The organism is Streptomyces sp. NPDC057438 (assembly GCF_042802995.1).
Lineage (GTDB): Bacteria > Actinomycetota > Actinomycetes > Streptomycetales > Streptomycetaceae > Streptomyces.
Map to the genome: position 1 here is coordinate 11,774 of NZ_JBHVDD010000009.1, position 24,705 is coordinate 36,478.

At 73.2% G+C, this 24,705-nt stretch carries 20 protein-coding genes; 8 read left to right on the top strand and 12 right to left on the bottom strand.

The window, feature by feature from the left end; genetic code table 11:
- The first annotated feature begins 56 nt into the window (after positions 1 to 56).
- Positions 57 to 1,220: an exonuclease SbcCD subunit D gene (locus ACFU5F_RS07920; RefSeq protein ID WP_383883534.1), complete on the top strand. Its 1,164-nt coding sequence runs from the start codon at positions 57 to 59 to the stop codon at positions 1,218 to 1,220.
- 601 nt (positions 1,221 to 1,821) lie between these two features.
- A complete protein-coding gene (locus tag ACFU5F_RS07925; protein WP_383883537.1) occupies positions 1,822 to 4,815 on the top strand; it encodes an AAA family ATPase in 2,994 nt (997 codons plus the stop codon).
- On the opposite strand, the gene ACFU5F_RS07930 is transcribed toward ACFU5F_RS07925, so the two are convergent.
- Positions 4,809 to 5,264 (bottom strand): Lrp/AsnC family transcriptional regulator, encoded by a 456-nt coding sequence (locus tag ACFU5F_RS07930; RefSeq protein ID WP_383883538.1) that lies wholly within the window; start codon positions 5,262 to 5,264, stop codon positions 4,809 to 4,811. The genes ACFU5F_RS07925 and ACFU5F_RS07930 overlap by 7 nt on opposite strands.
- Positions 5,265 to 5,401: 137 nt before the next feature.
- Here ACFU5F_RS07930 and ACFU5F_RS07935 point away from each other — a divergent pair, with 137 nt between their 5' ends.
- On the top strand, positions 5,402 to 5,884 hold the full coding sequence (locus ACFU5F_RS07935) for a rhodanese-like domain-containing protein (protein ID WP_383883542.1): 483 nt from the start codon (positions 5,402 to 5,404) through the stop codon (positions 5,882 to 5,884).
- Positions 5,885 to 5,949: 65 nt separating this feature from the next.
- A complete protein-coding gene (locus ACFU5F_RS07940; RefSeq protein ID WP_383883546.1) occupies positions 5,950 to 6,477 on the top strand; it encodes an immunity 21 family protein in 528 nt (175 codons plus the stop codon).
- 132 nt (positions 6,478 to 6,609) lie between these two features.
- Here the strand turns inward: ACFU5F_RS07940 and ACFU5F_RS07945 are convergent, their stop codons facing one another.
- Complete coding sequence (locus tag ACFU5F_RS07945; protein WP_383883549.1) at positions 6,610 to 8,301, bottom strand: DUF885 domain-containing protein; 1,692 nt, start codon at positions 8,299 to 8,301, stop codon at positions 6,610 to 6,612.
- Positions 8,302 to 8,360: 59 nt separating this feature from the next.
- Positions 8,361 to 8,855 (bottom strand): Lrp/AsnC family transcriptional regulator, encoded by a 495-nt coding sequence (locus ACFU5F_RS07950; protein ID WP_383883552.1) that lies wholly within the window; start codon positions 8,853 to 8,855, stop codon positions 8,361 to 8,363.
- Positions 8,856 to 8,914: 59 nt separating this feature from the next.
- Here ACFU5F_RS07950 and ACFU5F_RS07955 point away from each other — a divergent pair, with 59 nt between their 5' ends.
- Entirely contained in the window at positions 8,915 to 10,132 is a 1,218-nt protein-coding gene (locus ACFU5F_RS07955; RefSeq protein WP_383883554.1) for a trans-sulfuration enzyme family protein, read from the top strand.
- Between the two features lie 327 nt (positions 10,133 to 10,459).
- Here ACFU5F_RS07955 and ACFU5F_RS07960 read toward each other — a convergent pair whose 3' ends face one another.
- The 3 genes from ACFU5F_RS07960 to ACFU5F_RS07970 form a co-directional block, all read right to left on the bottom strand.
- Positions 10,460 to 11,767, bottom strand: a complete 1,308-nt coding sequence (locus tag ACFU5F_RS07960; RefSeq protein ID WP_383883557.1) for a GNAT family N-acetyltransferase — start codon at positions 11,765 to 11,767, stop codon at positions 10,460 to 10,462.
- 182 nt (positions 11,768 to 11,949) lie between these two features.
- A complete protein-coding gene (locus tag ACFU5F_RS07965) occupies positions 11,950 to 13,545 on the bottom strand; it encodes an alkaline phosphatase D family protein (RefSeq protein WP_383883559.1) in 1,596 nt (531 codons plus the stop codon).
- Between the two features lie 225 nt (positions 13,546 to 13,770).
- On the bottom strand, positions 13,771 to 14,604 hold the full coding sequence (locus ACFU5F_RS07970) for an alpha/beta fold hydrolase (protein WP_383883562.1): 834 nt from the start codon (positions 14,602 to 14,604) through the stop codon (positions 13,771 to 13,773).
- 159 nt (positions 14,605 to 14,763) lie between these two features.
- Between ACFU5F_RS07970 and ACFU5F_RS07975 the strand changes: the two genes are divergently transcribed.
- Together ACFU5F_RS07975 and ACFU5F_RS07980 are read left to right on the top strand one after the other, a co-directional pair.
- Positions 14,764 to 15,651, top strand: coding sequence for an RNA polymerase sigma-70 factor (locus ACFU5F_RS07975; protein ID WP_383883565.1), 888 nt, complete (start codon positions 14,764 to 14,766; stop codon positions 15,649 to 15,651).
- Positions 15,652 to 15,900: 249 nt separating this feature from the next.
- Positions 15,901 to 16,662 (top strand): GntR family transcriptional regulator, encoded by a 762-nt coding sequence (locus ACFU5F_RS07980; protein WP_383883568.1) that lies wholly within the window; start codon positions 15,901 to 15,903, stop codon positions 16,660 to 16,662.
- 137 nt (positions 16,663 to 16,799) lie between these two features.
- Here the strand turns inward: ACFU5F_RS07980 and ACFU5F_RS07985 are convergent, their stop codons facing one another.
- Positions 16,800 to 17,957, bottom strand: a complete 1,158-nt coding sequence (locus tag ACFU5F_RS07985; RefSeq protein ID WP_383883571.1) for an ROK family protein — start codon at positions 17,955 to 17,957, stop codon at positions 16,800 to 16,802.
- A gap of 387 nt (positions 17,958 to 18,344) precedes the next feature.
- On the opposite strand from ACFU5F_RS07985, the gene ACFU5F_RS07990 reads away from it, so the two are divergent.
- The gene (locus tag ACFU5F_RS07990) at positions 18,345 to 18,785 is read left to right on the top strand and encodes a hypothetical protein (RefSeq protein WP_383883574.1); all 441 of its coding nucleotides are present in this window, start codon (positions 18,345 to 18,347) and stop codon (positions 18,783 to 18,785) included.
- A 23-nt stretch (positions 18,786 to 18,808) separates the two neighbouring features.
- Here the strand turns inward: ACFU5F_RS07990 and mug are convergent, their stop codons facing one another.
- From mug to ACFU5F_RS08015, 5 genes are all read right to left on the bottom strand, one after another.
- On the bottom strand, positions 18,809 to 19,306 hold the full coding sequence (gene mug / locus ACFU5F_RS07995) for a G/U mismatch-specific DNA glycosylase (protein ID WP_383883576.1): 498 nt from the start codon (positions 19,304 to 19,306) through the stop codon (positions 18,809 to 18,811).
- Between the two features lie 44 nt (positions 19,307 to 19,350).
- Positions 19,351 to 20,793 carry an adenylosuccinate lyase gene (purB, locus tag ACFU5F_RS08000; protein WP_383883579.1) on the bottom strand — a complete coding sequence of 481 codons (1,443 nt, stop codon included), beginning with the start codon at positions 20,791 to 20,793 and terminating at the stop codon, positions 19,351 to 19,353.
- Positions 20,794 to 20,921: 128 nt separating this feature from the next.
- A complete protein-coding gene (locus tag ACFU5F_RS08005) occupies positions 20,922 to 21,260 on the bottom strand; it encodes a DUF4326 domain-containing protein (protein ID WP_383883581.1) in 339 nt (112 codons plus the stop codon).
- 185 nt (positions 21,261 to 21,445) lie between these two features.
- Positions 21,446 to 22,642, bottom strand: a complete 1,197-nt coding sequence (locus ACFU5F_RS08010) for an NAD(P)/FAD-dependent oxidoreductase (RefSeq protein WP_383883584.1) — start codon at positions 22,640 to 22,642, stop codon at positions 21,446 to 21,448.
- The gene (locus ACFU5F_RS08015) at positions 22,639 to 24,660 is read right to left on the bottom strand and encodes a LodA/GoxA family CTQ-dependent oxidase (RefSeq protein ID WP_383883587.1); all 2,022 of its coding nucleotides are present in this window, start codon (positions 24,658 to 24,660) and stop codon (positions 22,639 to 22,641) included. The genes ACFU5F_RS08010 and ACFU5F_RS08015 overlap by 4 nt, the downstream gene beginning before the upstream one ends.
- Positions 24,661 to 24,705: the final 45 nt, after the last annotated feature.

The following is a 24,705-nucleotide window of genomic DNA, read 5'->3' on the forward strand; positions in this document are numbered from 1 at the left end:
GTCGGTTCGCCGGTAGGCGCCCGTGATGTCCGACCCGCCTGTTAGGTTCGAGGATCATGAGGCTGCTGCACACTTCCGACTGGCATCTCGGTCGGGCGTTCCACCGGGTGAACATGCTCGGCGCGCAGGCCGAGTTCATCGGTCATCTGGTCACGACCGCGCGCGAGCGCGAGGTGGACGCGGTGGTGGTGGCGGGGGACGTGTACGACCGGGCGGTGCCCGCGCTGGCGGCGGTGGAGCTGTTCGACGAGGCCCTGCACCGTCTGGCCGACCTGGGCGTGCCCACGGTGATGATCTCCGGGAACCACGACTCGGCGCGGCGGCTCGGCGTCGGAGCGGGGCTCATCGGCCGTGCGGGCATCCACCTGCGGACGGCGGCCTCGGCGGCGGGCACCCCCGTGCTGCTGCCCGACACCCACGGCGACGTCGCCTTCTACGGGCTGCCCTATCTCGAACCCGCCCTGGTGAAGGACGAGTTCGGGGTCGAGAAGGCGAGCCACGAGGCGGTGCTCGCCGCCGCCATGGACCGGGTCAGGGCCGACCTGGCCGCCCGCCCGCCGGGCACCCGATCCGTCGTGCTGGCCCACGCCTTCGTCACCGGCGGCGCGCCCAGCGACAGTGAGCGGGACATCTCCGTCGGCGGGGTCTCCTCGGTGCCGGCCGGCGTCTTCGACGGCGTCGACTATGTGGCGCTGGGCCATCTGCACGGCAGCCAGACCCTCACCGACCGCGTCCGCTACTCCGGTTCCCCGCTGCCGTACTCCTTCTCCGAGGCCGACCACCGCAAGAGCATGTGGCTGGTGGATCTCGGCCCCGACGGTTCGGTCGACGCCGAGCGGATCGACTGCCCCGTGCCCCGCCCGCTCGCCCGGATACGGGGCAGGCTGGACGACCTGCTCGCCGAACCGGAGCTGGCCCGGCACGAGGATGCGTGGGTCGAGGCCACGCTCACCGACCCGGTCCGGCCCGCGGAGCCCATGGCCCGGCTCTGCGCCCGCTTCCCGCACACGCTCAGCCTCGTCTTCGACCCCGAACGCGCCCCCGGCGACCCGGACGTCTCCTACGCCCGGCGCCTCGCCGGCCGCGACGACCAGCAGATCGCCGAGGACTTCGTCGCCCATGTCCGCGGCACGGGACCCGACGCGCACGAACGGGCCGTGCTCAGGGACGCGTTCGACGCGGTCAGGGCCGATGAATCGGTTCGGGAGGCTGTTCGATGAGCTGTGGGTGGCGCGGGGTGGGGCGCCCGGTGGGCCGCGTGCGCCGCAGGGTGCACCGCCTGATGGGGGGCGTGGGCCGGTCGGCGGAGGGCGCGGGCCGTCGGGTGGGTCGGTCGGTGTGGGGCGTGGGTGGCGGGGTGGGTTGCTCGGTGTGGGGCGTGCGGGGCTGGGTGTTCGGATCGGCGAGTGGCGTGGGCCGCCGGGTGGGGCGCCCGGTGGGCCGCATGCGTGGCCGGGCGGGTTGTCCGAGGCGCCGCACGTTCCGCCGCGTGCGAGGGACGGTGTGTGGCGTGGGGCCCCGGGTGGGGCGCTCGGTGTGCCCCGTGAGTGGCGGGGCGGGTCGTCCGACGTGCCGCCCGGTCCACCGGGCGGCCTGTACGGCCTGCGCGGTGCGTTGCCGGGCGGGTCGTCCGGCGGCGAGCCGCGGGTGCCGCCGGACGGCCCCTCCGGCGAACGGCCGGGGTGTTCCGGCGAGTCGTCCGTACCGGCCGGAAGGTCCTCCGCCGACGACCGGTCGAACGGCGGCCGCCGGGCACCGGACCCCCGGTTCGCCCCGCCGGGCCGGCACGCTGCCCCGCCCGGCCGGCGTGGCAGGTGGCCGATGAGGCTCCACCGGCTCGACATCACCGCCTTCGGTCCCTTCGGCGGCACCCAGTCCGTCGACTTCGACGTTCTCTCGGCGGCCGGCCTCTTCCTGCTGCACGGCCCGACCGGCGCCGGCAAGACCTCGGTCCTGGACGCCGTCTGCTACGCGCTCTACGGCGCGGTGCCGGGCGCCCGGCAGAACGGCCAGGGCACGACCCTGCGCAGCGACCACGCGGCACCGGCGACGCGCACCGAGGTCCGCCTCGAACTGACCGTCGCCGGACGCCGGTTGGAGATCACCCGGCAGCCGCCCTGGGAACGGCCCAAGAAGGGAAACCGGTCGGGCACCACGGTCGACAAAGCGCAGAGCCGGCTGCGCGAGTACGACGCGGCGGCGGCCTCCTGGAAGGACCTCAGCCGCTCGCACCAGGAGATCGGCGAGGAGATCACCCAGGTCCTGGGGATGAGCCGGGAGCAGTTCTGCCAGGTCGTGCTGTTGCCACAGGGCGACTTCGCACGGTTCCTGCGTGCCGACGCCGAGGCGAGGGGCAGACTGCTCGGCCGTCTCTTCGACACCCACCACTTCGCCGCCGTCGAGAAGCGGCTCGCCGACCGGCGCCGGGCGACCGAGGCCCAGGTCCGCGAGGGCGACGCGGACCTGCTCGCCGACGTCCACCGGATGCAGCAGGCGGCGGGGGACGCCCCGGAGCCGCCCGACCTGGCGCCCGGCGACCCGGGTCTCGCCGACGCTGTGCTGGGCTGGGCCGCCGTCGTCCGCAGCACCGCCCGCGAACGGCTCACGATCGCCCACTGCGCGCGGGCGGCGGCCGAGTCGGCGCGCGCCGCCGCCGACCGGGACCTGGCCGACGTACGCGAAGTGGCTCGGCTGCAGGTGCGGTTCGCGCAGGCGCGCGAGCGGGCCGCACGGCTGGAGGAGCGGGCCGGCGCCCACCGCGAGGACCGGGCGCGCATGGAGCGGGCCCGCAAGGCGGAGGCCGTGGTGCCCGCCCTGGAGCTGCGGGACGAGGCCGAGGCCGCGCACCGGCGGGCGCGAGCGGACGAGCAGGGGGTGCGGGCGCGGCTGCCGGGGACGTACGCCGACGAGGGGGCCGCCGGACTGTCCGCCGCGGCCCGCAGGGCGGCGGAGGAGCTGGGCGGGCTGGCGTCGGCCCGTCGTGCGGAGCGGCGCCTTGCCGAGCTCCTCACCGAACGGGCGGAGTCGGACAGCGAGGAGCGGGCCGATGAGGAGGTCCTCCAGGACGCCGAGAGCTGGCTCGCCGAGTGGGAGACGACCCGCGCGGAGCTGCGGACCCGGATCGAGTCCGCCCAGGAGGCCGCCACCCGCGCCGAACAGCTCGCCGTGCGGCGGGACCCCGCCGAGCAGCGGCTCGCGGCCGCGCGGCAGCGTGATCAGCTCGGGCGTGACACGGAGGACGCGCAGGCGCGCGTGCTCCGGCTCGCCGAACGAGCCGTCGAAGCCCGCGCCCACTGGCTCGACCTCAAGGAACAGCGGCTGTCCGGCATCGCGGCGGAACTCGCCGCCGCACTGGTCGAGGGGCAGCCGTGCGCCGTCTGCGGCGGCACCGAACACCCCGAGCCCGCCCGGAAGGTCGCCGGACATGTGGACCGGGAGACGGAGGAGCGGGCGCTCGCCGCGGTCCAGCGGGCCGACGAGGAGCGGGCCGAGGCGGAGCATCGGCTGGGAGTCGTCCGGCAGGCGTACGCGGCGGCGAGCGCCGAGGCCGGTGACGCGCCGACGGAGCGACTCGCCACGCTGGTCGAGGAGTTGACCGAGGAGTATGCGCGGGCGCGGGCCGGCGCATCCGGGCTGCATCCCGCGCAGGAGGCCCTGCTGCACGCCGAGCGGGAGCGCGACCGGCGGCTCGCCGCCCAGCGGGAGGCGGCCGTGCGGGCCGCGACCCGTAACACCCGGCGGGACGCGCTGGAGCGGGAACGGGCAACCCTGGAAAGGGAGTTGAGCCAGGCCCGGGGTGATGCCGAGAGCGTGGCCACGCGCGCCGCGCAGTGGGAATCGCTGGCCGGGCTCCTCGGCGAGGCCGCCGAGGCGGTGCGGACGGCCGAGGACACCGCGCGGCGCCTGAAGGAGGCCGACGCGCGTCTCGCCGACGCGGCGTTCCGCGCCGGGTTCGACACACCGTCGGCCGCTGCCGCCGCCGTCCTCGACGCCGCCGCCCACCGCGACCTGCAACACCGCCTCGACGCCCGGCAGTCGGAGGAGGCCGCCGTACGGGCCGTCCTCGCCGAGGCCGAGACGGCCGCCGCGGCCCAGCGGCCGCCCGCCGACCTCGCCGCCGCAGAGCGGGCCGCCACGGCCGCCGCCCGGCGGCTCCAGGACACCGTCTCCGGGTGGGACGCCGCCGAGGGGCGCCGCGCCGAACTGGACCGGCTCTCCACGCGGGCGACCGCGTCCGTACGCCGGCTGGCGCCGCTGCGCGAGGAGTACGAGCGCGTCGCCCGGATGGCGGGTCTCGCGGCCGGCACCTCGGCCGACAACGAGCGCAGGATGCGCCTGGAGGCGTACGTCCTCGCCGCCCGTCTGGAGCAGGTCGCCGCCGCCGCGACCGTACGGCTCCAGCGCATGTCCTCCGGCCGCTACACCCTGGTCCACTCCGACGACCGGTCCGGGCGTGGGCGCAGCGGGCTCGGACTGCACGTCGTGGACGCCTGGACCGGGAGGGAGCGGGACACGGCCACGCTCTCCGGCGGCGAGACGTTCTTCGCCTCCCTCGCGCTCGCCCTCGGGCTGGCCGACGTCGTCACCGACGAGGTGGGGGGAGTGCGGCTCGACACCCTTTTCGTCGACGAGGGGTTCGGCAGCCTCGACGACCAGACCCTCGACGAGGTGCTCGACGTCCTCGACGCGCTCCGCGAACGCGACCGCAGCGTCGGCATCGTGAGCCACGTGGCGGATCTGCGGCGGCGCGTCCACGCCCAGCTGGAGGTCGTGAAGGAGCGCACGGGGTCGGTCGTGCGGCAGCGCGGTCAGTGACCGAGGGGCCGCCGGGGGAGCGGTGAGGAGTAGACCACGCTCGTCGTGACCGACCCCAGCGCGCCGAGCCTGCCCGACACCTCCTCCAGATGACGCATCGAACGGGCGGCGACCTTGATCACGAAGCAGTCGTCGCCCGTGACGTGATGCGCCTCCAGGATCTCGGGCGTGACGGCCACCAGGTCGTGGAAGGGCTTGTAGTTCCCGTGCGGGTAGCGCAGACGGACGAACGCCAGGATCGGCAGCCCCAGCCGTTCCGGGTCCACGACGGCCGCGTACCCCTGGATCACCCCGGCCTCCTCCAGCCGCCGCACCCGTTCGGTCACGGCGCTCGCCGACATCGACACGGCCCGGGCCAGCTCGGCGAAGCCGGTCCGGCCCTCGCGCTGGAGGATGTCGAGGATGCGCCAGTCGGTGGCGTCGGGCTCGTACGGGGATTGCGTGGTCATGTGCGAGGAATAGCAGGTGAATCCCCGGCCGAACAAGGCCGGGGCCGTGGATCACCCCTTCTTGCCGGGGCTCGACGGCCGTAGATTCCTGGTCAGGGAGACGGAGCCGAACGGCTCCGCGAGGGAGAGGCCGGTCCATGAGTGTCAGCACGTCCGCCGTCAACCCCGTCCTGAGGGTCGCCCCGGCGGCCCCCGCCGAGGCGGCCGCGTACTTCCGGGCCAGTCTGGTCTTCCACGCCGACGCGTCGGACGTGGCCGCCGCCCTCGCCGCCGACGGCGACCCCGGCTTCGTGCTCCTCGACTCCCGCTCCACCGAGTCCTGGGACCAGGGCCACATCCCGGGCGCGGTCCACCTGCCCACCGCGCTCGTCCCGGCACAGGCCGAGCTGCTCCTCGACAGGTCCGTGCCGGTCGTCACCTACTGCTGGGGCCCCGGCTGCAACGGCGCCACCCGTGCCGCCCTCGCCCTCGCCGAACTCGGCTTCCAGGTCAAGGAGATGCTCGGCGGCTTCGAGTACTGGGCGCGCGAGGGCTTCGCCTACGAGACCTGGGAGGGCGGGACGCGGCGCGCGGCCGACCCGCTGACCGCTCCGGTGGACACCGCCGACTGCGGCTGCTGACAGGTTGTCAACAAGCCTGCCGGGGCGGTCAGTTCCCTCGTACGGGCGCCGTGTAGCTTCTGGGCATGGCGCGATACACGGATACGGCGGTGGCCCCCGGTGCGGTGCGGTGGGTGGAGTCGGGCGGCGGACCGCTCATAGCGCTGCCGGAAGCGGTGCTGCCGTTCTGGGCGGGCGCCGACGGCGACGAGACGTCGTCCGACTACGACCGGGCCTGTGACCTCGACGGACACATCGGCCTGCTGCCGGTCGGCGACACCCGCGCCCTGGTCCTGGGACGTGAGCCCGCCGCCACCACGTATCTGCCCGAGCACGGCACCTTCGTGCGCCGGTACGCCGCCGACTCGGGGGCCGGGCTCCTCGCGGACGTCCCGGCCGCGCTCGACGCGGCCGACTGGGAGCCGGAGGCGCGGTGGCGGGTGCCGGGTCCGGTCGTCCTGTTCGACGCCGCCTGCCCGGGGGACGCCTTCCGTGGGCGGGACCATGTACGGGTGGAGCTGGCCCCCGGCCGCTACGGGGTGCGCGCGGCCCGTGTCGCGACGGGCCCGCGGACCTGGCTCGGTCTCGTCCGGCTCAGACCGCTGACGGGCTGAACCCGGCCGACCCGCGCCGGACCGGCCGCGGCGGGGCCCACGAGAACGGTGCCGGTGCCGGGGGAGCGGGCGGCGGTGGAACCGGAGCGGCGGCCGGGCCCGGTCGCGGGTGACGGGCCCGGCCGGCCCGGATCACAGCCGGGACAGCTCGTCCACCAGATCGTCCAGGCCCAGGGACCCCTGGGACAGTGCGGCCATGTGCCAGGCCTTGGCGTCGAACGCGTCGCCGTGGCGGCGCCTGGCGTTCTCCCGGCCGAGGAGCCAGGCGCGTTCGCCGAGCTTGTAGCCGATGGCCTGCCCCGGCATCGTCAGATAGCGGGTCAGCTCGCTCTCCACGAAGTCCGCGGGGCGGCTGCTGTGGGCGCCGAAGAACTCCTGGGCCAGCTCGACGGTCCAGCGCTCGCCCGGGTGGAAGGGGGAGTCCGCCGGGATCTCCAGCTCCAGGTGCATACCGATGTCGACGATGACACGGGCCGCGCGCATCATCTGCGCGTCCAGGTAACCCAGCCGCTCCTCCGCGTCCTTGAGGAAGCCCAACTCGTCCATCAGCCGCTCCGCGTACAGCGCCCAGCCCTCGGCGTTGGCGCTCACCCCGCCGATCGTGGCCTGGTAGCGGGACAGGTCGTCCTTGACGTAGACCCACTGCGCCAGCTGGAGGTGATGGCCGGGGACGCCCTCGTGGTACCAGGTGGAGACCAGGTCGTACACCGGGAAGCGGGTCGCGCCCATCGTCGGCAGCCAGGTGCGGCCGGGACGGGAGAAGTCCTCGGTCGGCGCCGAGTAGTAAGGGGCCGCCGCGCCGCCGGGCGGGGCGATGCAGGACTCCACCCTGCGGACCGGCTCGGCGAGGTCGAAGTGCGTCCCGTCCAGTGCCTCGATCGCCTCGTCCATCAGGGACTGCAGCCAGGCGCGGACCTCGTCGACGCCCTCGATGTGCCGGCCGTGCTCGTCCAGGTGTGCGAGCGCCACCCACGGCGTCGAGGCGCCGGGCAGGATCTTCGCGGCCTCCTGCCGCATCTCGCCGAGCAGCCGGTGGAACTCGGCCCAGCCGTACGCGTACGCCTCGTCGAGGTCCAGGTCCGAACCCGTGAAGTAGCGCACCAGCCTGCCGTAGCGCTCCCGGCCGACCGTGTTCGGCGCGTCCTCGACCTCCGGGGCGTACACGTCACGCATCCAGTCCCGCAGCTCCACGACGGCCCGGGTCGCCCCGCGGGCGGCCTCGTCCAGCTCGGCGCGCAGCGACTCCGGGCCCGCGGCGGCGAACTCCTCGAACCAGCCGCGTCCCGAACCGTCCGTGTCCGCCCACTCGGTGAGCTGGCCGATGAAGGTCGCGGTCGGACGCGGGCCCGCGTACAGCTTCCGCTCCAGGCCGAGCGCGAGGGACTCGCGATAGCCGGCGTACGCCGTCGGCACCGCGCGCAGCCGCTCCGCGATCGCGGCCCAGTCCTCCTCGGTCTCCGCCGGGGTGATGGTGAAGACCTCCCGTACCTCGTGGGGCGGCGTGACCATGTTGCCGACCGCGCGCAGGCCCTCGTCGGCCTCGTGCACGGCCAGCTCCGCCGACAGCCGCTCGCGCAGCAGGCGTGCGCACCGGCGCTCCGCGTCGCTGTCCGCGCCCGGTCGGCGCTCCGCCTCGTCCAGTCGCGCCAGCGTCGTCCGGATCAGCTCCGCGCGGGCCTCCTGGCCGGCCGGCGAGGTGTCCGGCAGCCTGCTGGAACTCTCCTTCACGCCCAGGTACGTACCGGTCACGGGGTCGAGGGCGACGAGGTCGTCGACGAACGCGTCGGCGACCGCACGGGGCAGCGGGCTCTTGGTGTCAGACATACGGACAATCTTGGTACGCCGACGGGGGCGGCGTCAGCCGCTTGACGGGTGCCAGAGCCTTACGTCGGCCGGATTCGTTCCCCGTCCGGCGGCAGCAGGGGGCCGCACTCCCACTGCTGGAAGATCAACCGGGTCTCCACGCGTGCCACCTCGGGCCGTGACGTGAACCCGTCCAGCACCAGCCGCTGCAGATCCGCCATGTCCCTGACCGCCACATGCACCAGATAGTCGTCCGGTCCGGTGAGGTGGTACACGGTCCGCGACTCCGGCAGCGCCCTGACCCGCTCCACGAACGGCCCCACCAGCTCCCGCCGATGCGGTCTGACCTGCACCGACAACAGCGCCTCCAGACCGCGCCCCAGCTTGGCCGGATCCAGTCGCAGCTGATGACCGAGGATCACGCCCGCACGGCGCAGCCGCGTCACCCGGTCCAGGCAGGTCGAGGGCGCGACCCCGACCTGCGCGGCGAGATCCCGGTACGTCGTCCGGGCGTCGTTCTGCAGGAGACGCAGAAGATGCAGGTCCACCGGATCGAGTGCGACGGATTCGGCCATTGTCCGAACGTAACACGGCGCTTCGTCGCCTCAGCCCGTCCGATGTTCACCCTCATGTCATGAACTCAGCGAGCACGCACGCGTACGATCACGCACGCACCACGCCGAGAGCACTGGCCACCGAGGCCGTGCACGCCGGCCGCGACGACCTCGCGCGCCTGGGCCTGCACGCCCCTCCCATCGACCTGTCGACGACCTACCCCTCGTACGACAGCCGGGGCGAGGCCGCCCGCATCGACGCATTCGCCACGGACGGCGCCGAGCCGGAGGGGCCGCCCGTCTACGGGCGGCTCGGCAACCCGACCGTCGCCCGCTTCGAGACCGCCCTCGCCCGTCTCGAAGGCACCGAGAGCGCGGTCGCCTTCGCCAGCGGCATGGCCGCCCTGAGCGCCGTACTCCTCGTCCGCGCCTCGATGGGCCTGCGCCATGTGGTCGCCGTACGCCCCCTGTACGGCTGCAGCGACCATCTCCTCACCGCCGGGCTGCTCGGCACCGAGGTCACCTGGGTCGATCCGGCCGGTGTCACGGACGCGCTGCGGCCCGACACGGGTCTTGTGCTGGTCGAGTCACCGGCCAACCCCACCCTCGCCGAACTCGACCTGCGGGGCCTCGCCCACGCATGCGGCTCGGTACCGCTGCTCGCGGACAACACCTTCGCCACGCCCGTCCTGCAGCGCCCCGTCGAGCAGGGTGCCCGGCTCGTGCTGCACAGCGCCACCAAGTACCTCGGCGGTCACGGTGACGTCATGGCCGGGATCGTGGCCTGTGACGAGGAGTTCGCCGGGCGGCTGCGGCAGATCCGTTTCGCCACCGGAGGCGTCCTCCACCCGCTCGCCGGCTACCTCCTGCTGCGGGGCCTGTCGACCCTCCCCGTCCGCGTGCGCGCGGCCTCGGCGACCGCCGCGGAACTCGTCCGCCGTCTCGCCGCCGATCCGAGGGTCGCCCGTGTCCACTATCCGCGCATCGGTGGCGCCATGATCGCGTTCGAGGTCCACGGCGACCCCCACGAGGTCATCGCCGCCGTGCGGCTCATCACTCCGGCGGTGAGTCTCGGCAGCGTGGACTCCCTCATCCAGCACCCGGCCTCGATCAGCCACCGCATCGTGGAGGAGTCGGACCGCCGGGGTGCCGGGGTGAGCGACCGGCTGCTGCGGATGTCGGTGGGCCTGGAGGACGTGGACGACCTGTGGGCGGACCTGGACGAGGCCCTGGGGGAGCGGACCGCGGGGGAGCGGGTCCTGGAGGAGGGGGCCGAGCTGTCGGTGGGGCGGGCCTGAGTGTCTTGAGTCCCTGAGTTCCGGGCGGCTCGGGCCGCTCGCGGTCGCCCCGGACCGAGCGACTGGAACATCCGCTCGATCCGGGCCGACCGGGACGGGCTTGGGCCGCCGGGGGGCGCCCCAAGCCCCCGGTCCCTGGTTCGATCCTGTGCGGGTGCGGGTGCGGGTGCGGGTGCGGGTGCGGCGATCGGCTTACGGGCTACCGCGTGCGGGGTTCGGTGTATCGGGTGCGGGAAGCAGGGACCGGCCCGATCGTGCCGGTCAGCAGTTCGGGCGCGGAGAGCCATCCGACCGGTCCCCGCCACACACCGGCACTCGACCTCCTCCTCAACCCCTTCGGCGCCCCTCCGCGGCCCCCACCACCCGCACCTCGTCCAGCCGCGCGGTGATCACCAGCGTCCCCTCCTCGATCTGGTAATCGATCGGCAGTCCGAGCCCTCGCATCGCCGCGACCATCCCCGTGTTGGACGACTGCGTCACCACGTACACGTTCTCGCAGCCAGACTCGGCCGCCATGTCCACCAGTCGGCGCAGCAGTTCGCCGCCGATCCCGCGCCGCTGCCAGTCGTCCTCGACGAGCAGCGCGATCTCCGTCTCGTCACCGTCCCAGAGGAGGTGCCCGAGTCCGACGAGACGGCCGGACGTCGTCCGTGCCGCGAGCGTCCGCCCGAAGCGGGGACTGAGCAGGTGCCGGAGATACCGGTCGGCGTCACCCACCGGTCCGTGGTACCGCATGCCCAGCGTGCGCGGAGAGCACCGCTCGTGCATCTCCTTCGCCGCCCGCAGATCCCCGGCGTCGGCGCGTCCGACCATGATGTCGTTGCCCTCGGGCAGTGTCAGCACGTCCCGGTCGCGCGGGATCCGTGGCCCCAGCCGCGCGTCCAGCTCCACCAGGGCCCTCGCCCGCGCGAACTCCGTCGGCGTGAACGGCAGATAGGGCCGCTCCACCACGATCACCCCACCCTCCGGCGCCCGCAGCCGCATCACCGTCTCCTCCAAGACCCCTTCGAGCGGGGCGCTCTCCTGCTCCCGGCACGAGCCGGGAGCGGTCGCGGGCAGCGAGCGGATCGTGCAGCGCCCCAGCAACTCCCTGAGCGCGAGCGGGAGTTCCGCCGCGTCCAGTGCCGTACGCGTGGCCAGGCCGAGGATCCGGGTCGGCGCGTCCACCAGGTCGTGGGCGTCGCCGCGCTCCATCCAGGTCCCGGTGCCGCCCGCCGCCGACACGGCCCGGCCGATCTCGGTGGCCGACAGTTCCTCGGGCGCCCGGAGCAGGAACTCGTCCACCGTGCCCTCGGTCAGCGGATGCGTCTGCAGGCTGAGAATGTCGATCCCGTGCTCCGCCAGAGCCGTGCACAGCACGGCCAGCGATCCCGGCGCGTCCCGTACCGTCGTCCGCAACCGCCACATCAAAGTCGAACCCGTGCCCGCACCCGTGCCCGCCCGGACGCCTGTCTCGGACGGCCCGGCCTGCTGCCCCTCGCTGAGCGGCGGCCGGGCGTCGGTATCGCTCGTGGGCGGCGCGTGCCCGTGGCGCCGTTCCCACCAGCTGCGGAACCCGGCGGTGAGGGACCGCAGGCGGTGGTGCGACGGGCGGCTGTCGCGCGCCCGCGTCTCATCAGAGATGTCAGGAGTCATGTGGCCACTGTGAACGAATCGTGTTGCGTGATCACGAACGCTTTGTGACTGACCGGTAAAAGCGTCGTTCCGCTCCTTTTATTGCATTTTGTATGACTGAAGCTGTCGGAAGCGATGGCCATAGTGACCGCAGTGGTCACAGGTCGACGGTCGGGCGGCAGCGGAGATCTACGGCACGCGGGTCACTGCCCGACGAGACCCGGCTGGAGCACCTTCGTGTAGAGCACGGTCCCGTCCTGTTCCCGCAGTCGTACCGTCAGCTCGCCGCTGTGGCCGTCGATGTCGACCTCGCCGAAGAACTGGTAGCCGCCCGCCGGTGAGACGTTCGCCGTCGTCGGCGCCTTCATGAACACCCGTTCGGGGCCGAAGGTGTTGTCGAGCGCGTTCGCCGGGAAGGCGCCGGCGTTGAGCGGGCCCGAGACGAACTCCCAGAACGGCTCGAAGTCGGTGAAGGCGGCCCGCGCCGGCTGGTAGTGCTGCGCCGAGGTGTAGTGCACGTCGGCCGTGAGCCACACCGTGCCCGTGATCCTGCGGTGCTTGACGAACCTCAGCAGCTCGGCGATCTGCAGCTCCCGCCCGAGCGGCGCACCCGGGTCGCCCTGCGCGACGGCCTCGATGTTCGGCCTGCCGTCGCCGGTGTCCGGTACGACCAGGCCGAGCGGCATGTCGGAGGCGATCACCTTCCACACCGCCCGCGACTTCGACAGCTCCCGCTTGAGCCAGTCCAACTGCTCGGCGCCGAGGATGCCCACCGCGTCGGTTGCCTGTGTGCCGGGCGAGTTGGCGTTGCGGTACGTCCGCATGTCCAGCACGAACACGTCCAGCAGGGGGCCGTGCCGCAGCACGCGGTGCACACGGCCCTCCCGGGCGCCCGGCCGCAGCGTGGAGATCGGGAAGTACTCGCTGAAGGCCCGCCGCGCCCGTGCCGCCAGCACGTCCACGCTCTTCTCGGTGTACCGGGCGTCGGTGAGGATCTCGCCCGGGTACCAGTTGTTGACGACCTCGTGGTCGTCCCACTGCACGATCGACGGGACCTGCGCGTTGAACCGCTTGAGGTTCTCGTCCAGCAGGTTGTAGCGGAAGTTGCCCCGGAACTCGGCGAGTGTTTCCGCGACCTTGGACTTCTCCTCGGTGGTGATGTTGCGCCAGGTGCCGCCGCCCGGGAGTGCCGCCGTCGCCGCGATCGGGCCGTCGGCGTAGATGTTGTCGCCGCTGCACAGGAAGAAGTCCGGGTCCAGCGCGCCCATCGCGTCGAAGATGCGGTAGCCGCCACGGTCCGGGTTGATGCCCCAGCCCTGCCCCGCCAGGTCGCCCGACCACACGAACCGTGCCCCGGAGCGCCGCTTCAGGGACGTCGTACGGAACGTCCCGGTGACCGGCTCCCCGGTGCGGCGCGGGTCGTCAGGGTCGGCGAGCAGCACCCGGTAGTGGATCTGCTCGCCCGAGGGCAGGCCCCGCAGGCGCGTCGTACCGGTGAAGTCCGTGCCGGCGTCCAGCAGGGGGCCGTGCCATCTGCGCGGGTTGCGGAACGACTCGGTGGCGGACGTCTCGACGATCATCCGGGCCGGCCGGTCCGACCGCACCCACACCAGACCGGAGTGCGCGGTCACGTCCCCGGCCTGCACCCCCCAGCCGGCCGTCGGCCGCCCCGACAGGGCCAGCGCCGGCACCGAACCGAGCGCGACGGACCCGGGCAGCGCCAGCGTGGCCGACGCGGCGAGCGAGCCGCGCAGCACGCTGCGGCGACCGGGCAGGGGACTCGGCGGACGGTGTGACATGAAGCGCCTCCAGTGACGGATCCGGCCAATGTGCACAGCCACAACTACGCGTACGCCGCAGCGCACACGCAAACGACAAGTGAACAACTGGCCGGACGCCTGGGGAAGCGGTGACACGCGCAGACGGCCGAGGGACGGGTCCGTCGGTGGGTGTGGGTGTGGGGCCGTCGGTCGCCCGGGTCCGGGGGGCGTCGGCCCCGCAACTGGTCAGCGGGTGCCGTCGGATCAGCGGCTGCCGTCGAGGATCACGCGGGCGACCAGGGCCGGGTCGTCGTTCATGGGGCAGTGGCCGCAGCCGGGGAGGCGGACCAGGCGGGCGCCGGGGATGGTCCGCTTGGCGCGCACGCCCTGGCGGGGGACGAGCAGCCAGTCCCGAGTGCCCCAGGCCACGGTGATCGGGATGCCGGGGACGTCGTCGGTGAACAGGACGCTGCCGCCGGCCCGCAGGGTGTCGTCGAACCCCGTCGCACCCGCCAGCGCGAGGGTCTCGGCGACCACCGCCTCGGGTGAACGGCGGCCCGGACGGGCGTAGATGGTGCTCGTCAGAGCGGTGCGGCCGGCCGCCGAACGGGACAGCCGTTCGACCAGGGACAGGGGCATCCGCCGTGCGATGTGCCGCATGGTGAGCAGGATGCCGAACGCGTACCGCCGCTCGGCCTCGTTCCAGAAGCCGGCCGGGGAGAGGGCGGTGACGGACCGCACGAGCTTGTCGCGGCCCAGTTCCAGGGCCAGCAGGCCGCCGAGGGAGTTCCCCGCCACGTGGGGGCGGTCGAGCTCCAGGGCCTCGCAGAAGGCGCCGAACACGGCCGACGTCGTGGGCAGGTCGTAGGTGAGGCCGTCCGGCAGCGCGGGGGACTCGCCGAAGCCGGGGAGGTCCACGGTGATGACCTCGCGTTCGGCGGCCAGGATGTGCGTCACCGGGTCCCACGCCTGCCGGTGATGGCCGATTCCGTGCAGCAGGAGCAGCGGCTCGCCGGTGCCCTCGCGCGTGTAGGAGACCGTCACGGGCCGCGGGCCGAGCGGGGAGGGGACCTGGAAGGAGACCGTGGCGGCGGACATGGTGCAGCTCCTCGTCTGGGAGTGGGCGCGCTGGCGTACGACGTTCATAGACAGCTTGTCAGCAACTGCTACCGGCGGGTAGTCCCTGTGGGTAACAAGCCCGCGAGCGGGCCCGGAATCGCCTGGACAGGCCCGCGTCCCCCGGGATGGGATGGAGCGGTGACCACCGATATCGCGACCGACGTCTTCGAAGAGCACCGCTCCGTCCTCATGGGAGTCGCCTACCGCATGCTCGGCCGGGTCGCCGACGCGGAGGACGTGGTCCAGGAGGTCTGGCTGCGCTGGTCCGGCGCCGACCGGTCCGAGGTGCGCGAACCGCGCGGCTATCTGGTCCGCGTCACGACCCGGCTCTCCATCGACCGGCTGCGCCAGGTCCAGTCCCGCAACGAGGCATACCCCGGCCCCTGGCTGCCCGAGCCCTACGTCACCGACTACGGGGCGACCGTGGAGGACACCGCCGAGCGTGCCGTTCTCGCCGACACCGTCTCGCTCGCCGTCCTCGTCGTCATGGAGTCCCTCTCACCCCTGGAACGCGCGGTGTTCGTGCTCCGCGAGGCCTTCGGCTACCCGTACGCCGAGATCGCGGCCATGATCGACCGTGCCGAGCCCGCCGTGCGCCAGCTGGCCGGGCGCGCCCGCAGACACGTCGACGAGCGGCGTCCGCGCTACGAGGTGGATCCGGCCGAACGCCGGGAGCTGACCGAGCGGTTCCTCGCCGCGGCGGCCGGCGGTGACCTGGACGGACTGATGTCGTTGCTGGCTCCCGACGTGCGCCTGGTGGGCGACGGCGGCGGGCTCGGCAAGGCCCCGGTGCGTGTCCTCGAAACCGCCGACAAGGTGGGACGGTTCGTGCACGGCGCGGCCGGAAAGGGGCTCGTGGACGCGTCGTTCCGCTTCGTGGAGGTCAACGGCGGTTTCGCGGTGGTCTTCCTGTCCGGCGGCAAGGTCGACAGCGTGTTCCAACTCGATGTCGCCGACGGGCGCGTCCAGTGCGTCTACATCGTGCGGAACCCGGAGAAGCTGAGGTCCCTGACGGTGGAGCAGTAGGTCTGCGGCGGCGGGAGAGGGGCGGTTCGCGCTCCGCCTCTCCTCACCGCTTCCCGGCCCGGTTCGCCGTCCTGCCGCGAAGCCTCGACGAACACTGCCGCCGTCCGGCCGACCGGACCCCCGGGCGGCCGATGATTGGTCTTGACCAAGGGTGGGGGCGGGCCTATGGTCGCAAGAAAGTGCAACAACCTTTAATAAACAAGGGCGCTAAAAACGCCGCCGGGCCACGGCGAAGCAGCGGAGGACAGGGTGGGGACCCAGCAGCTCGAAACGGTGCCGGAACCGAAGTACTGGCATCTGAAAACCGTGCTCAGTGAGGCATTGGACTCCGAGTTCTCGGTGGGAGAGATCCTGCCCAACGAACGTGATCTCGCGGCCCGCTTCGGGGTGGCCCGTGCCACGCTCCGCCAGGCGCTGGAGCAGCTCGAACTGGAGGGCCGACTGCAGCGCCGACGCGGCGTCGGCACCACTGTGGCGCCTCCGCGCGTGGGCGTCGCGGTCGGCACCGATCAGCACGCCTGGCCGGGCACGGCCGGTGACACCTGGCAGGCGGTGGACTGTACGTCCGCCACACCGCCCGCCGCGGTCGCCGAGATCCTGGAGAGCGTGCACGGCGAGCAGGTGCACGTCGTACGCCGCTCCCGTGTGTCGCACGGCCAGCCCGTCGCCGCCGAGCTGCTGTACATCCCCGCGGCCTCGGTGCCCGCCCTCTCCGCCATCGACGCGCCCTCGGGCGCCGCACGCGCGCGTGCCGTGCTGCGCGAGCTGCAGCGTCTGGAGCTGGAGGGGCAGGGCCGCTCGGTGGAGCTGGGTTCCGCCCGAGCGGACGACGCCAAGGAGCTGGACCGGCTGCCGGGCGCGCCCGTCCTCGTCGTCACCACCCGCTTCCACGCGGAGGGACGCACGGCGGCCGTCTCCCTGGCCACCTACCGTGCCGACACCTGCCGACTGACCTTCGGCGACTCGGGCGGCGTCGAGATCCACCACGGCCCGGAGCGCCGCGCGTCCTGACGCCGTCGGCCGCCCCTTCGAGCCGTACCCGCCGCGCCCCGGACTCCGGGGCGCGGCGTTCCCGTGCCGTCGGCCCGTCGCGGGCGTGACCCGCGGACCCACGGCACCACCGGACCGGTGCCGCCGACGGCACCGGCTCAGCGCCGCGCCGTCACCGTGCCCTCCACCGCGAACAGCTGTTCCTCGACATGGTCCAGGGCGAGCCGGAGCGCGCCCATGGCGACGGCCGTCTCGCCCAGCCGGGAGAGGGCGACGCGGGGCGGGCGCAGACAGTAGCGGGCCAGCTCGTCGCGCAGGGGGTCGAGGACGTCGTCGATGCCGGTCGCCCAGCCGCCGACGACGACGAGTTCGGGGTCGAGGGCGAGGACGAGGGCCGTCACGTCGTGCACGAGCCGCTGTATGAAGCGGTCGACGGCCTCGCGGGCGCGCACGTCGCCCTCGCGCGCGCGGCAGAAGACCTCGGCGACCGCCTGCTCGTCGAGCGGATGCAAGGGCTCGCCCGTGGTCGACAGCAGCGCCTCCGGGGTCGCCTCACGGCCCAGCAGGTGCAGCGCGCCGATCTCACCCGCCGCGCCGCCGTAGCCGCGGTGCAGCCGCCCGCCGATCAGCGAACCGGCTCCCGGACTCAGCCCCGCCAGTACGAACACCACGTCGTCGGACTCGGCGGCCGCGCCCTTCCAGTGCTCGGCGACCGCCGCCGCGTTGGCGTCGTTCTCGACGAGCACGGAGCACTGGAAGGAGCGGCTCAGCCGCTCGCCCAGGTTCAGGCCCGTCCACTGCGGCAGGGCCGCGCACAGGCGTACGGCGCCGTCCGCCTCGATGACACCCGGACTGCCGACACCGACCGCCCGCAGTGACCCGCGCGAGACCCCGGCCCTGCGCAGCAGCTCGGCCACGGTCGAGCGCAGCCGCTCCAGTCGCTCGTCCGCCGACGCCGCCTCGGAGACCTCCTTCGACAGGGAGCCCAGCACCCGCCCGTCGAGGTCCGCGAGCAGTGCGGTCACCTGGTGCGAGCCCACGTCCAGGCCCAACAGATGGCCCGCCTCGGCCCGGAACCGGTAGTGCCGCGCCGGGCGCCCCTGCCGCCGGGCGGCACCCTCCTCGGCGGCCTGCTCGACGACGAGCCCGGCCTCGACGAGCCCCTCGACCACACCCTCGACCGTGGGTCGGGACAGTCCGGTGACCCTGGTGATCTCGGTGAGGGTCGCATGGTCGGTGGCGCGCAGCGCGTGCAGCACCACGGCCGAGTTGATCCTCCGGAGCAGAGAGGGATCCCCGCCGGTCAGTCGCCCCAACGTCCGTCCTCCCCGCTCGCGCCCGTGTGTGCCGGATGGTACTCGCCACGGCGGAGCCGGGCGAGTGCCTGCCGCCCCCGACCTGCGGAATCCCGGCCGGGCACCTGACCGCCGGCCCGCCGGGCGAGCTGTGGGAACCCCTGACCGAGCGGTCACGCAACGACCGGAACCCGACCGGAACCCGACCGGAACCCGACCGGAACCCGACCGGAACCCGACCGGACCTCTGCCGGGCAGCGGCCGGACCTCTGCCGGGCAGCGGCCGGCACGGGGCGAGTCTCCGGCCGTACGCAGGCCCGCCCTCCTGGTGACGGCGACCGGCCGTCGCCGCCGCACGGCCGCCTGACTCCGCGCCAATTGTCAGTGGTGCCCGCTTTACTGGACCGCATGAGCATCAGCCAGCACCTCGCCGTCATCCACCGGCTGTGCTCCGAGCCCTTCCCGGCGGAGCCCGGCCGGTCGGACGTCGGCGAGGCCGGACCGGGCTATCACGTCGCCGAGTTAGCGACGAGCGCCGACTTCTGGGACGACGACGGCACGCGGCGGGAGGAGACGGAGGAACAGTACGAGGCGGACCGGGACGCCCTGTCGGAGCGGCTCAGCGCCCGCTGGGGCGCCGCTCCGGATGTGTTCAGCCTGTGGAGCGTCCTCGACCGATCGAGGGAGGGGGAGGAGATACCCGAGCCCTGGGCGACCCTCAGTTCCCACGTCCCGGACGTGCACCTCTGGCGGGCCGACGGCCGCTGGGTCGCCCTCGGCGTGTCCCAGTGGGACAAGGAGCTGTCGTTCCAACTCGTCGCGCTGATCACGGAGATCGATCCGCCGTGACCGCCGGCCCTCGGCAGGGCGGGTCAGCTCTCCGCCGCCACCCGCAGCCGCCCGAACTCCTCCGCCATCGTCGCCGCCGTCCAGTGCGCGTTCAGCCCGCTGGGATTGGGCAGCACCCACACGCGCGAGGTCCCGATCGTCCGCTCCTGCGGCCCGACGGCGGCCAAGCGGTCGCCGAACGCGGCCCGGTAGGCGGTCACCCCGACCACCGCGAGCCAGCGCGGCCGGAGCCGTTCCACCTTGGCGGTCAGCAGGCGTCCGCCCTCGACGTACTCCTGCGCCGTCAGTTCGTCGGCGCGTGCCGTCGCCCGCGCGACGACGTTCGTGATGCCGAGCCCGTACGAAGGCAGCTCGCCCTGTTCGGACGGCTTGAGCAGGCGGGGTGTGAACCCGGACAGATGCAGCACGGGCCAGAAGCGGTTGCCGGGGCGGGCGAAGTGATGGCCGGACGCCGCCGTCATCAGCCCCGGGTTGATGCCGCAGAAAAGGACCCGGAGGCCGTCCGCGGTGACGTCCGGCACCAGCCGGTCGCGGGCGGCCTCCAGTTCGGCCTGGGTGTAGCGGGTCAGAGGATCGCCCCGGGCGTGTAGCCGGCGGCCTCCGGACGCTGCTTCACGATCTCCTCGATCCGGCCGACGACGATGGCGACCTGGTCGGCGGCGGCGCCCGTGAAGGAGAGCTTGTCGGCCATGAGCGCGTCCAACTGGGCACGGTCCAGCGGGATGCGGTCGTCGGCGGCGAGCTTGTCGAGGAGTTCGTTGCGCTCGGCGCCCTGCTCGCGCATGGCGAGCGCGGAGGCGACGGCGTTCTCCTTGATGGCCTCGTGCGCGACCTCGCGGCCGACGCCCGCGCGCACCGCGCCCATCAGCACCTTGGTGGTGGCGAGGAACGGCAGGTAGCGGTCCAGCTCGCGGGCGACGACGGCCGGGAAGGCACCGAACTCGTCGAGGACGGTGAGGAACGTCTCCAGCAGGCCGTCCAGCGCGAAGAACGCGTCCGGCAGTGCGACCCGGCGGACCACCGAGCAGGACACGTCGCCCTCGTTCCACTGGTCGCCCGCCAGCTCGCCGGTCATCGACGCGTAGCCGCGCAGGATGACCATGAGGCCGTTGACACGCTCGCAGGAGCGGGTGTTCATCTTGTGCGGCATCGCGGACGAGCCGACCTGGCCCGGCTTGAAGCCCTCGGTCACCAGTTCGTGCCCGGCCATCAGCCGGATCGTCTTGGCGATCGACGAGGGCGCCGCCGCGACCTGGACGAGAGCCGTCACGACGTCGTAGTCGAGCGAGCGCGGGTAGACCTGCCCGACCGAGGTGAACGCCTGCGCGAACCCGAGGTGCCCGGCGATCCGGTCCTCCAGCTCCGCCAGCTTGGCCGCGTCCCCGCCCAGCAGGTCCAGCATGTCCTGGGCCGTGCCCACCGGGCCCTTGATGCCGCGCAGCGGGTAGCGGCCGAGCAGCTCCTCGACGCGCCCGTACGCCACCAGCAGCTCGTCGGCGGCGGTCGCGAACCGCTTGCCGAGGGTGGTGGCCTGCGCGGCCACGTTGTGCGAGCGGCCGGCCATGACCAGCTCGCCGTACTCACCGGCCAGCTTGGCGAGCCGGGCCAGCACGGCCACCGTACGGTCGCGCACCAGCTCCAGGGAGAGCCGGATCTGCAGCTGCTCGACGTTCTCGGTGAGATCGCGGGAGGTCATGCCCTTGTGGACGTGCTCGTGCCCGGCGAGGTCGTTGAACTCCTCGATCCGCGCCTTCACGTCGTGCCGGGTGACCTTCTCGCGCTCGGCGATGGAGGCCAGGTCGACGGTGTCGAGGACCCGCTCGTAGTCGGCGAGGGCCTCGTCCGGCACCTCGATACCGAGGTCCTTCTGGGCCCGCAGCACGGCCAGCCAGAGCTGCCGCTCCAGCCTCACCTTCTGCTCGGGCGACCAGAGCGTGGCGAGCTCGGCGGAGGCGTAGCGTCCGGCGAGGACGTTGGGGATGCGGGGCTTGGCTGGCGCGGAAGTCACGTGTACGGATTCTACTGGCGATTCGTGCAGGTGGGCGCCGCGGGTCTCTTCGGAGGAACCTACGAAGGCCGGCCGCGGCGGTCAGGAGGCGTGGCCGGGCGCCACCGGCACCCGTCGGCCTCGCCTCCTCAGCGCCCGTCCGCGAGCTCCGCCAGGACGTCCCCGTGGCACGGCTCCGGCGCGCACCAGCAGGCCAGGGTCTTGCCCCGCAGTTCCGGTACGAGAGCCATCAGCTCGGGGTCGGACGTCAGGTGGTCCCGGTACTTCGCCATCACCTCGGCCCGCGTCCCGTCGCGCTTCTTCTTCTCGGTGTCGTACTGGAACGGGTTGAACAGCGGATGCCGCGGCAGGTCCCAGTGGCCCATGGTCCAGCGGCGGCCGATGTACACCACGTCGCTGGGGGCGAATTCCAGCCGGGGCCCGAAGTCGCGGATGCGGCCCTTGAGATTGATCACGGTCGTGGTCACACACGCCTCCCGGTACGGCGGCTCCCTACGCTAGCGGGCCCTCGTACGGCAGCAACTCGGGCCGCTCGGCAACCGGCGCACCGGAAGGTCCGCGCCCGGGTGCGGAGCCGGCCCACCGAGCGCGGCACCCCGATGATCTTCGAGGTGCCGCGCTCGGTCGGCGTCGGCGGGAAGGAGCCTCCAGCTCATGACGCGCTGGGCTCCTCCTGCGGCTGCCGGGACGAGTCGGGGCGGTCGGACAGGCGCCGCGCCCAGAAGGAGCGGTCGGTCCAGCGGGCCTCCTGGGCGTGGATGACACGGTGACCGCGCAGATACGCGCTCCGTGCGGCCGCGACCTTGTCCGCGTATGCGGCGAGGGCCGAGTCCGCGCCGTGGGGGGCGCCACCCAGGCAGGTGTCGACGGCCAGGCCCGCGCCGAGCCCGGTGTAGAGAGCGGTCAGCACGCCCTGGGAGGAGAGCGGGTCGAAGGCGACCGCCGCGTCCCCGGCGGCGGTCCAGCCGTCTCCGTACACCGTGTCCAGGTGCGCTGTGTGCGCGGCGGCCCTGCGGGGCGCGGCAGGTGACGTGGGTGGCGGCCCGTCCCGGTGGACCCATCGGGAGAGGTGGCGGGTGGCCGACATCCGTCGGCGGAAGTGGCGCGCGGTGTCAGAAGCGGCGGGCAGGTCGGCGTCGGTGAAGTAGGCGACCAGGCGCCCGCCGGAGGGCTGCGGGGCGGTGTACCACCAGCCGTCCTCGTCGGACTCGACGAGCGAACGACGGTCGGTGTCCAGCGGATCCGCCTCCAGGGGCACGTACAGAGCGGTGAGCCGGTCCCCGACGCGCCGCCGGGCCCCGCACCGGACGGCGATCGCTGCGGCGCGGCCGGTGGCGTCGATCACCCAGCGGCAGCGCACCGTACGCTCGCCACCGGACCGGATACCGGCAGGGCCGGTGCCGCCGCGCAGGACCAGGGTCCAGCGGCCGTCCGGCGTCCGCGTGGTGGCGCGTACGGCCGAACCCTCGGCGACCTCGGCCCCCGCCGCGCGCGAGGCGTCGCGCAGACGCCGGTCGAACAACCGCCGGTCGAGGTGCCAGCCATGGCCGTGCGGGTCGTTGATGAAGTCCACGGCGTGCAGGTCGGCCGAGCCCCACGCCGAGAGGCTGCCGTAGCAGGGCAGATGCCCGGAGCCGAGAACGCGGTCGGCGACGCCGAGGTCGCCGAGCAGCACCCGCCCGGCGGGCACGAGCGTCTCGCCGACCTTGGCCGGCCCGGTGCCGGCGTCCGCCAGCAGAACCGTACGGCCGGCCCGGGCGAGCACGAGCGCGGCGGCGCAGCCTGCCGGGCCGCCGCCCGCCACCACGACGTCGTAGGTGTCCGTGCCGGGAGCGAGTGCGGCGCTCACCGCGCGTCGCGGAAGGGGTCGAGTATCTCGAGATATCCGGCGGTGATCTCCTCCTCGCGGTAGCCGGTCGCCCTGGCGGCCTCGCCGATCACCCGTGCCGCGGACTCGGCCTCGGCGGTTTCGGGGGCGGGCCCGCCCTCGGGCCGGATGCCCGCCGCCGCGGACAACACGTCCGGACCCGCCTCGGGCACGTGCAGGTTGACGAGGTTCGCCGTGTCCGGTGCCTGAGCGAGCGGTTGCCCCGGGCGCGACTCCACCAGGATCCGTTCCGGGAACTTCCCGTCGCCCACGGTGTAGTCGCGTACCTCGACGATGCCGAGCTTGGCCCAGTCCTTGATCATCTGTGTGCGCTGCTGGTTCATGGTGCCGCTGAGGCCGCGCAGCCAGGTCGCCCGTCGCTCGAACGCCTCCTCCCGGGCGCTGTCGTCGGTCCCGGTCGACGGCGTGTTGACCTTCTCGAAGTCCTCCAGCTTGAGGACATGGTTGGGTACCTGGGCAGGCCAGAAGGTCGGCAGATAAGGGCTGTACCGGGGCCCCAGGTTGGCCAGCACCTCGTAGCCGGAGCGGCAGCTCGCGGTGTCCGCCTGCCAGGGGGCGGCCATCCAGCGCGTGAGGTCTCCGGGCCCCTGCGCGTGCAGGGGGCCATTGGCGGCGACCGCCTCCTGCGGAGTGAGGGTGGGCCCGTAGTCGGGTTCCGCGGTGCCGGTGGCGCGGTGCCGGATGCGGAAGGGTTCACTGAACATGCTCGCGTGCCTGATCGGCCAGGTGACCTCGCACCCCGGGTGGAACGCGTCGGCGGCGCAGTTCTCCAGGGCCGCCCGGTCCAGCAGCCCCGGCTGCTCGGCGACAGGGGCGTCGTCGACCGTGGGGCGCGGCTGCCGCACGGGTCCGGCCCGGAACGCCCCGTCCGCCCAGCGCTGCAGCATCCAGTCCTGGGTCGGGGACAGCGCCAGGTGCTGGCGCACGGACTTGGGCTTGCTGGCCATGGCGTCGCCGTAGATCCACGGCCACGGCAGCGGGGACTTTCCGTCCCGGTCGTAGTCGCGCAGGGCGGCGTACGTCTGGCGGCGCAGTTCCCGGTTCCGGTCGGACGGATCGGCGAGCCTCGTCCGCATGGCGGGCGAGAGGAAGAAATGGGGGCCGTTCCAGCCGAACTGTGCCGCGAAACCCTGGTTGACCCACTGCAGATCGCAGAATCGGCGGAGTATCGGCTCGATGTGATCGGTGAACGAGATCTGCTGCGGGCGGGACAGGGAACCGGCCTGGACGAAGACGTCGAACAGCAGGTCGTGGAGGGTGCGTATGGACTTCACGCCGGGGGCGTAGTGCGGGGGCCCCACCACGACCCAGGCCGGGGCGGCGGTCAGATCCCTGCCGTCGATACGGACCTTCGCCGTCACCGGGCCGTCGGACACGTCGTCGTACCAGGTGTTGTTGTTGGCGACCCCGGTGATCGGCTGGTTCTTGTAGGAAGCGGAGTTTCCCCGGCCGCCGAGCACCACCAGGCGGCCGTCGGAACGTGTGGAGATCTCGCCGAGGTACACCGCCTTGCCCATGATCTTGCCGGTGTCGAACTTCTGCGTCTCGGTCTTCGAGCCGCGGACGGTGCGGCTTCCGGGGTCGTTGACCAGCTTCTTCCGCTCGGCGCCCACGACGTCGGCATTGCGCAGAGCGTATTGCTCCGCCGCGAGCGTCTTGCCCTCGGGGATGTCCAGCGCCAGATGGAACTGGTACCAGGCGGCCTTCTTGTTGGCCAGGTGCACCGTCCACTGGATCTCGGAGACACCCTCGTCGCCCGGCTTCAGCTCCCTGACGACCTCCCCCGCGGCGTTGTAGCCGTACACACGGAATCGTGCGGCCTGCCTGCGGAGCGCCCCGGAGCCGTCCTTGTAGGAGCCGGGATCCGCTGGTTCCTGGTCCGGTGATTCCGGGCCGATGAAGGGTGCTTCGACACTGTTGCCGACCCGGGCGACGCCGATGGCGGGGTGAATTCGCACCTTCACGATCTGACTGTCCATCGAGGAACCTTCCGTTGGGGGCCGTCGGGATGCGGTCTCGAACGG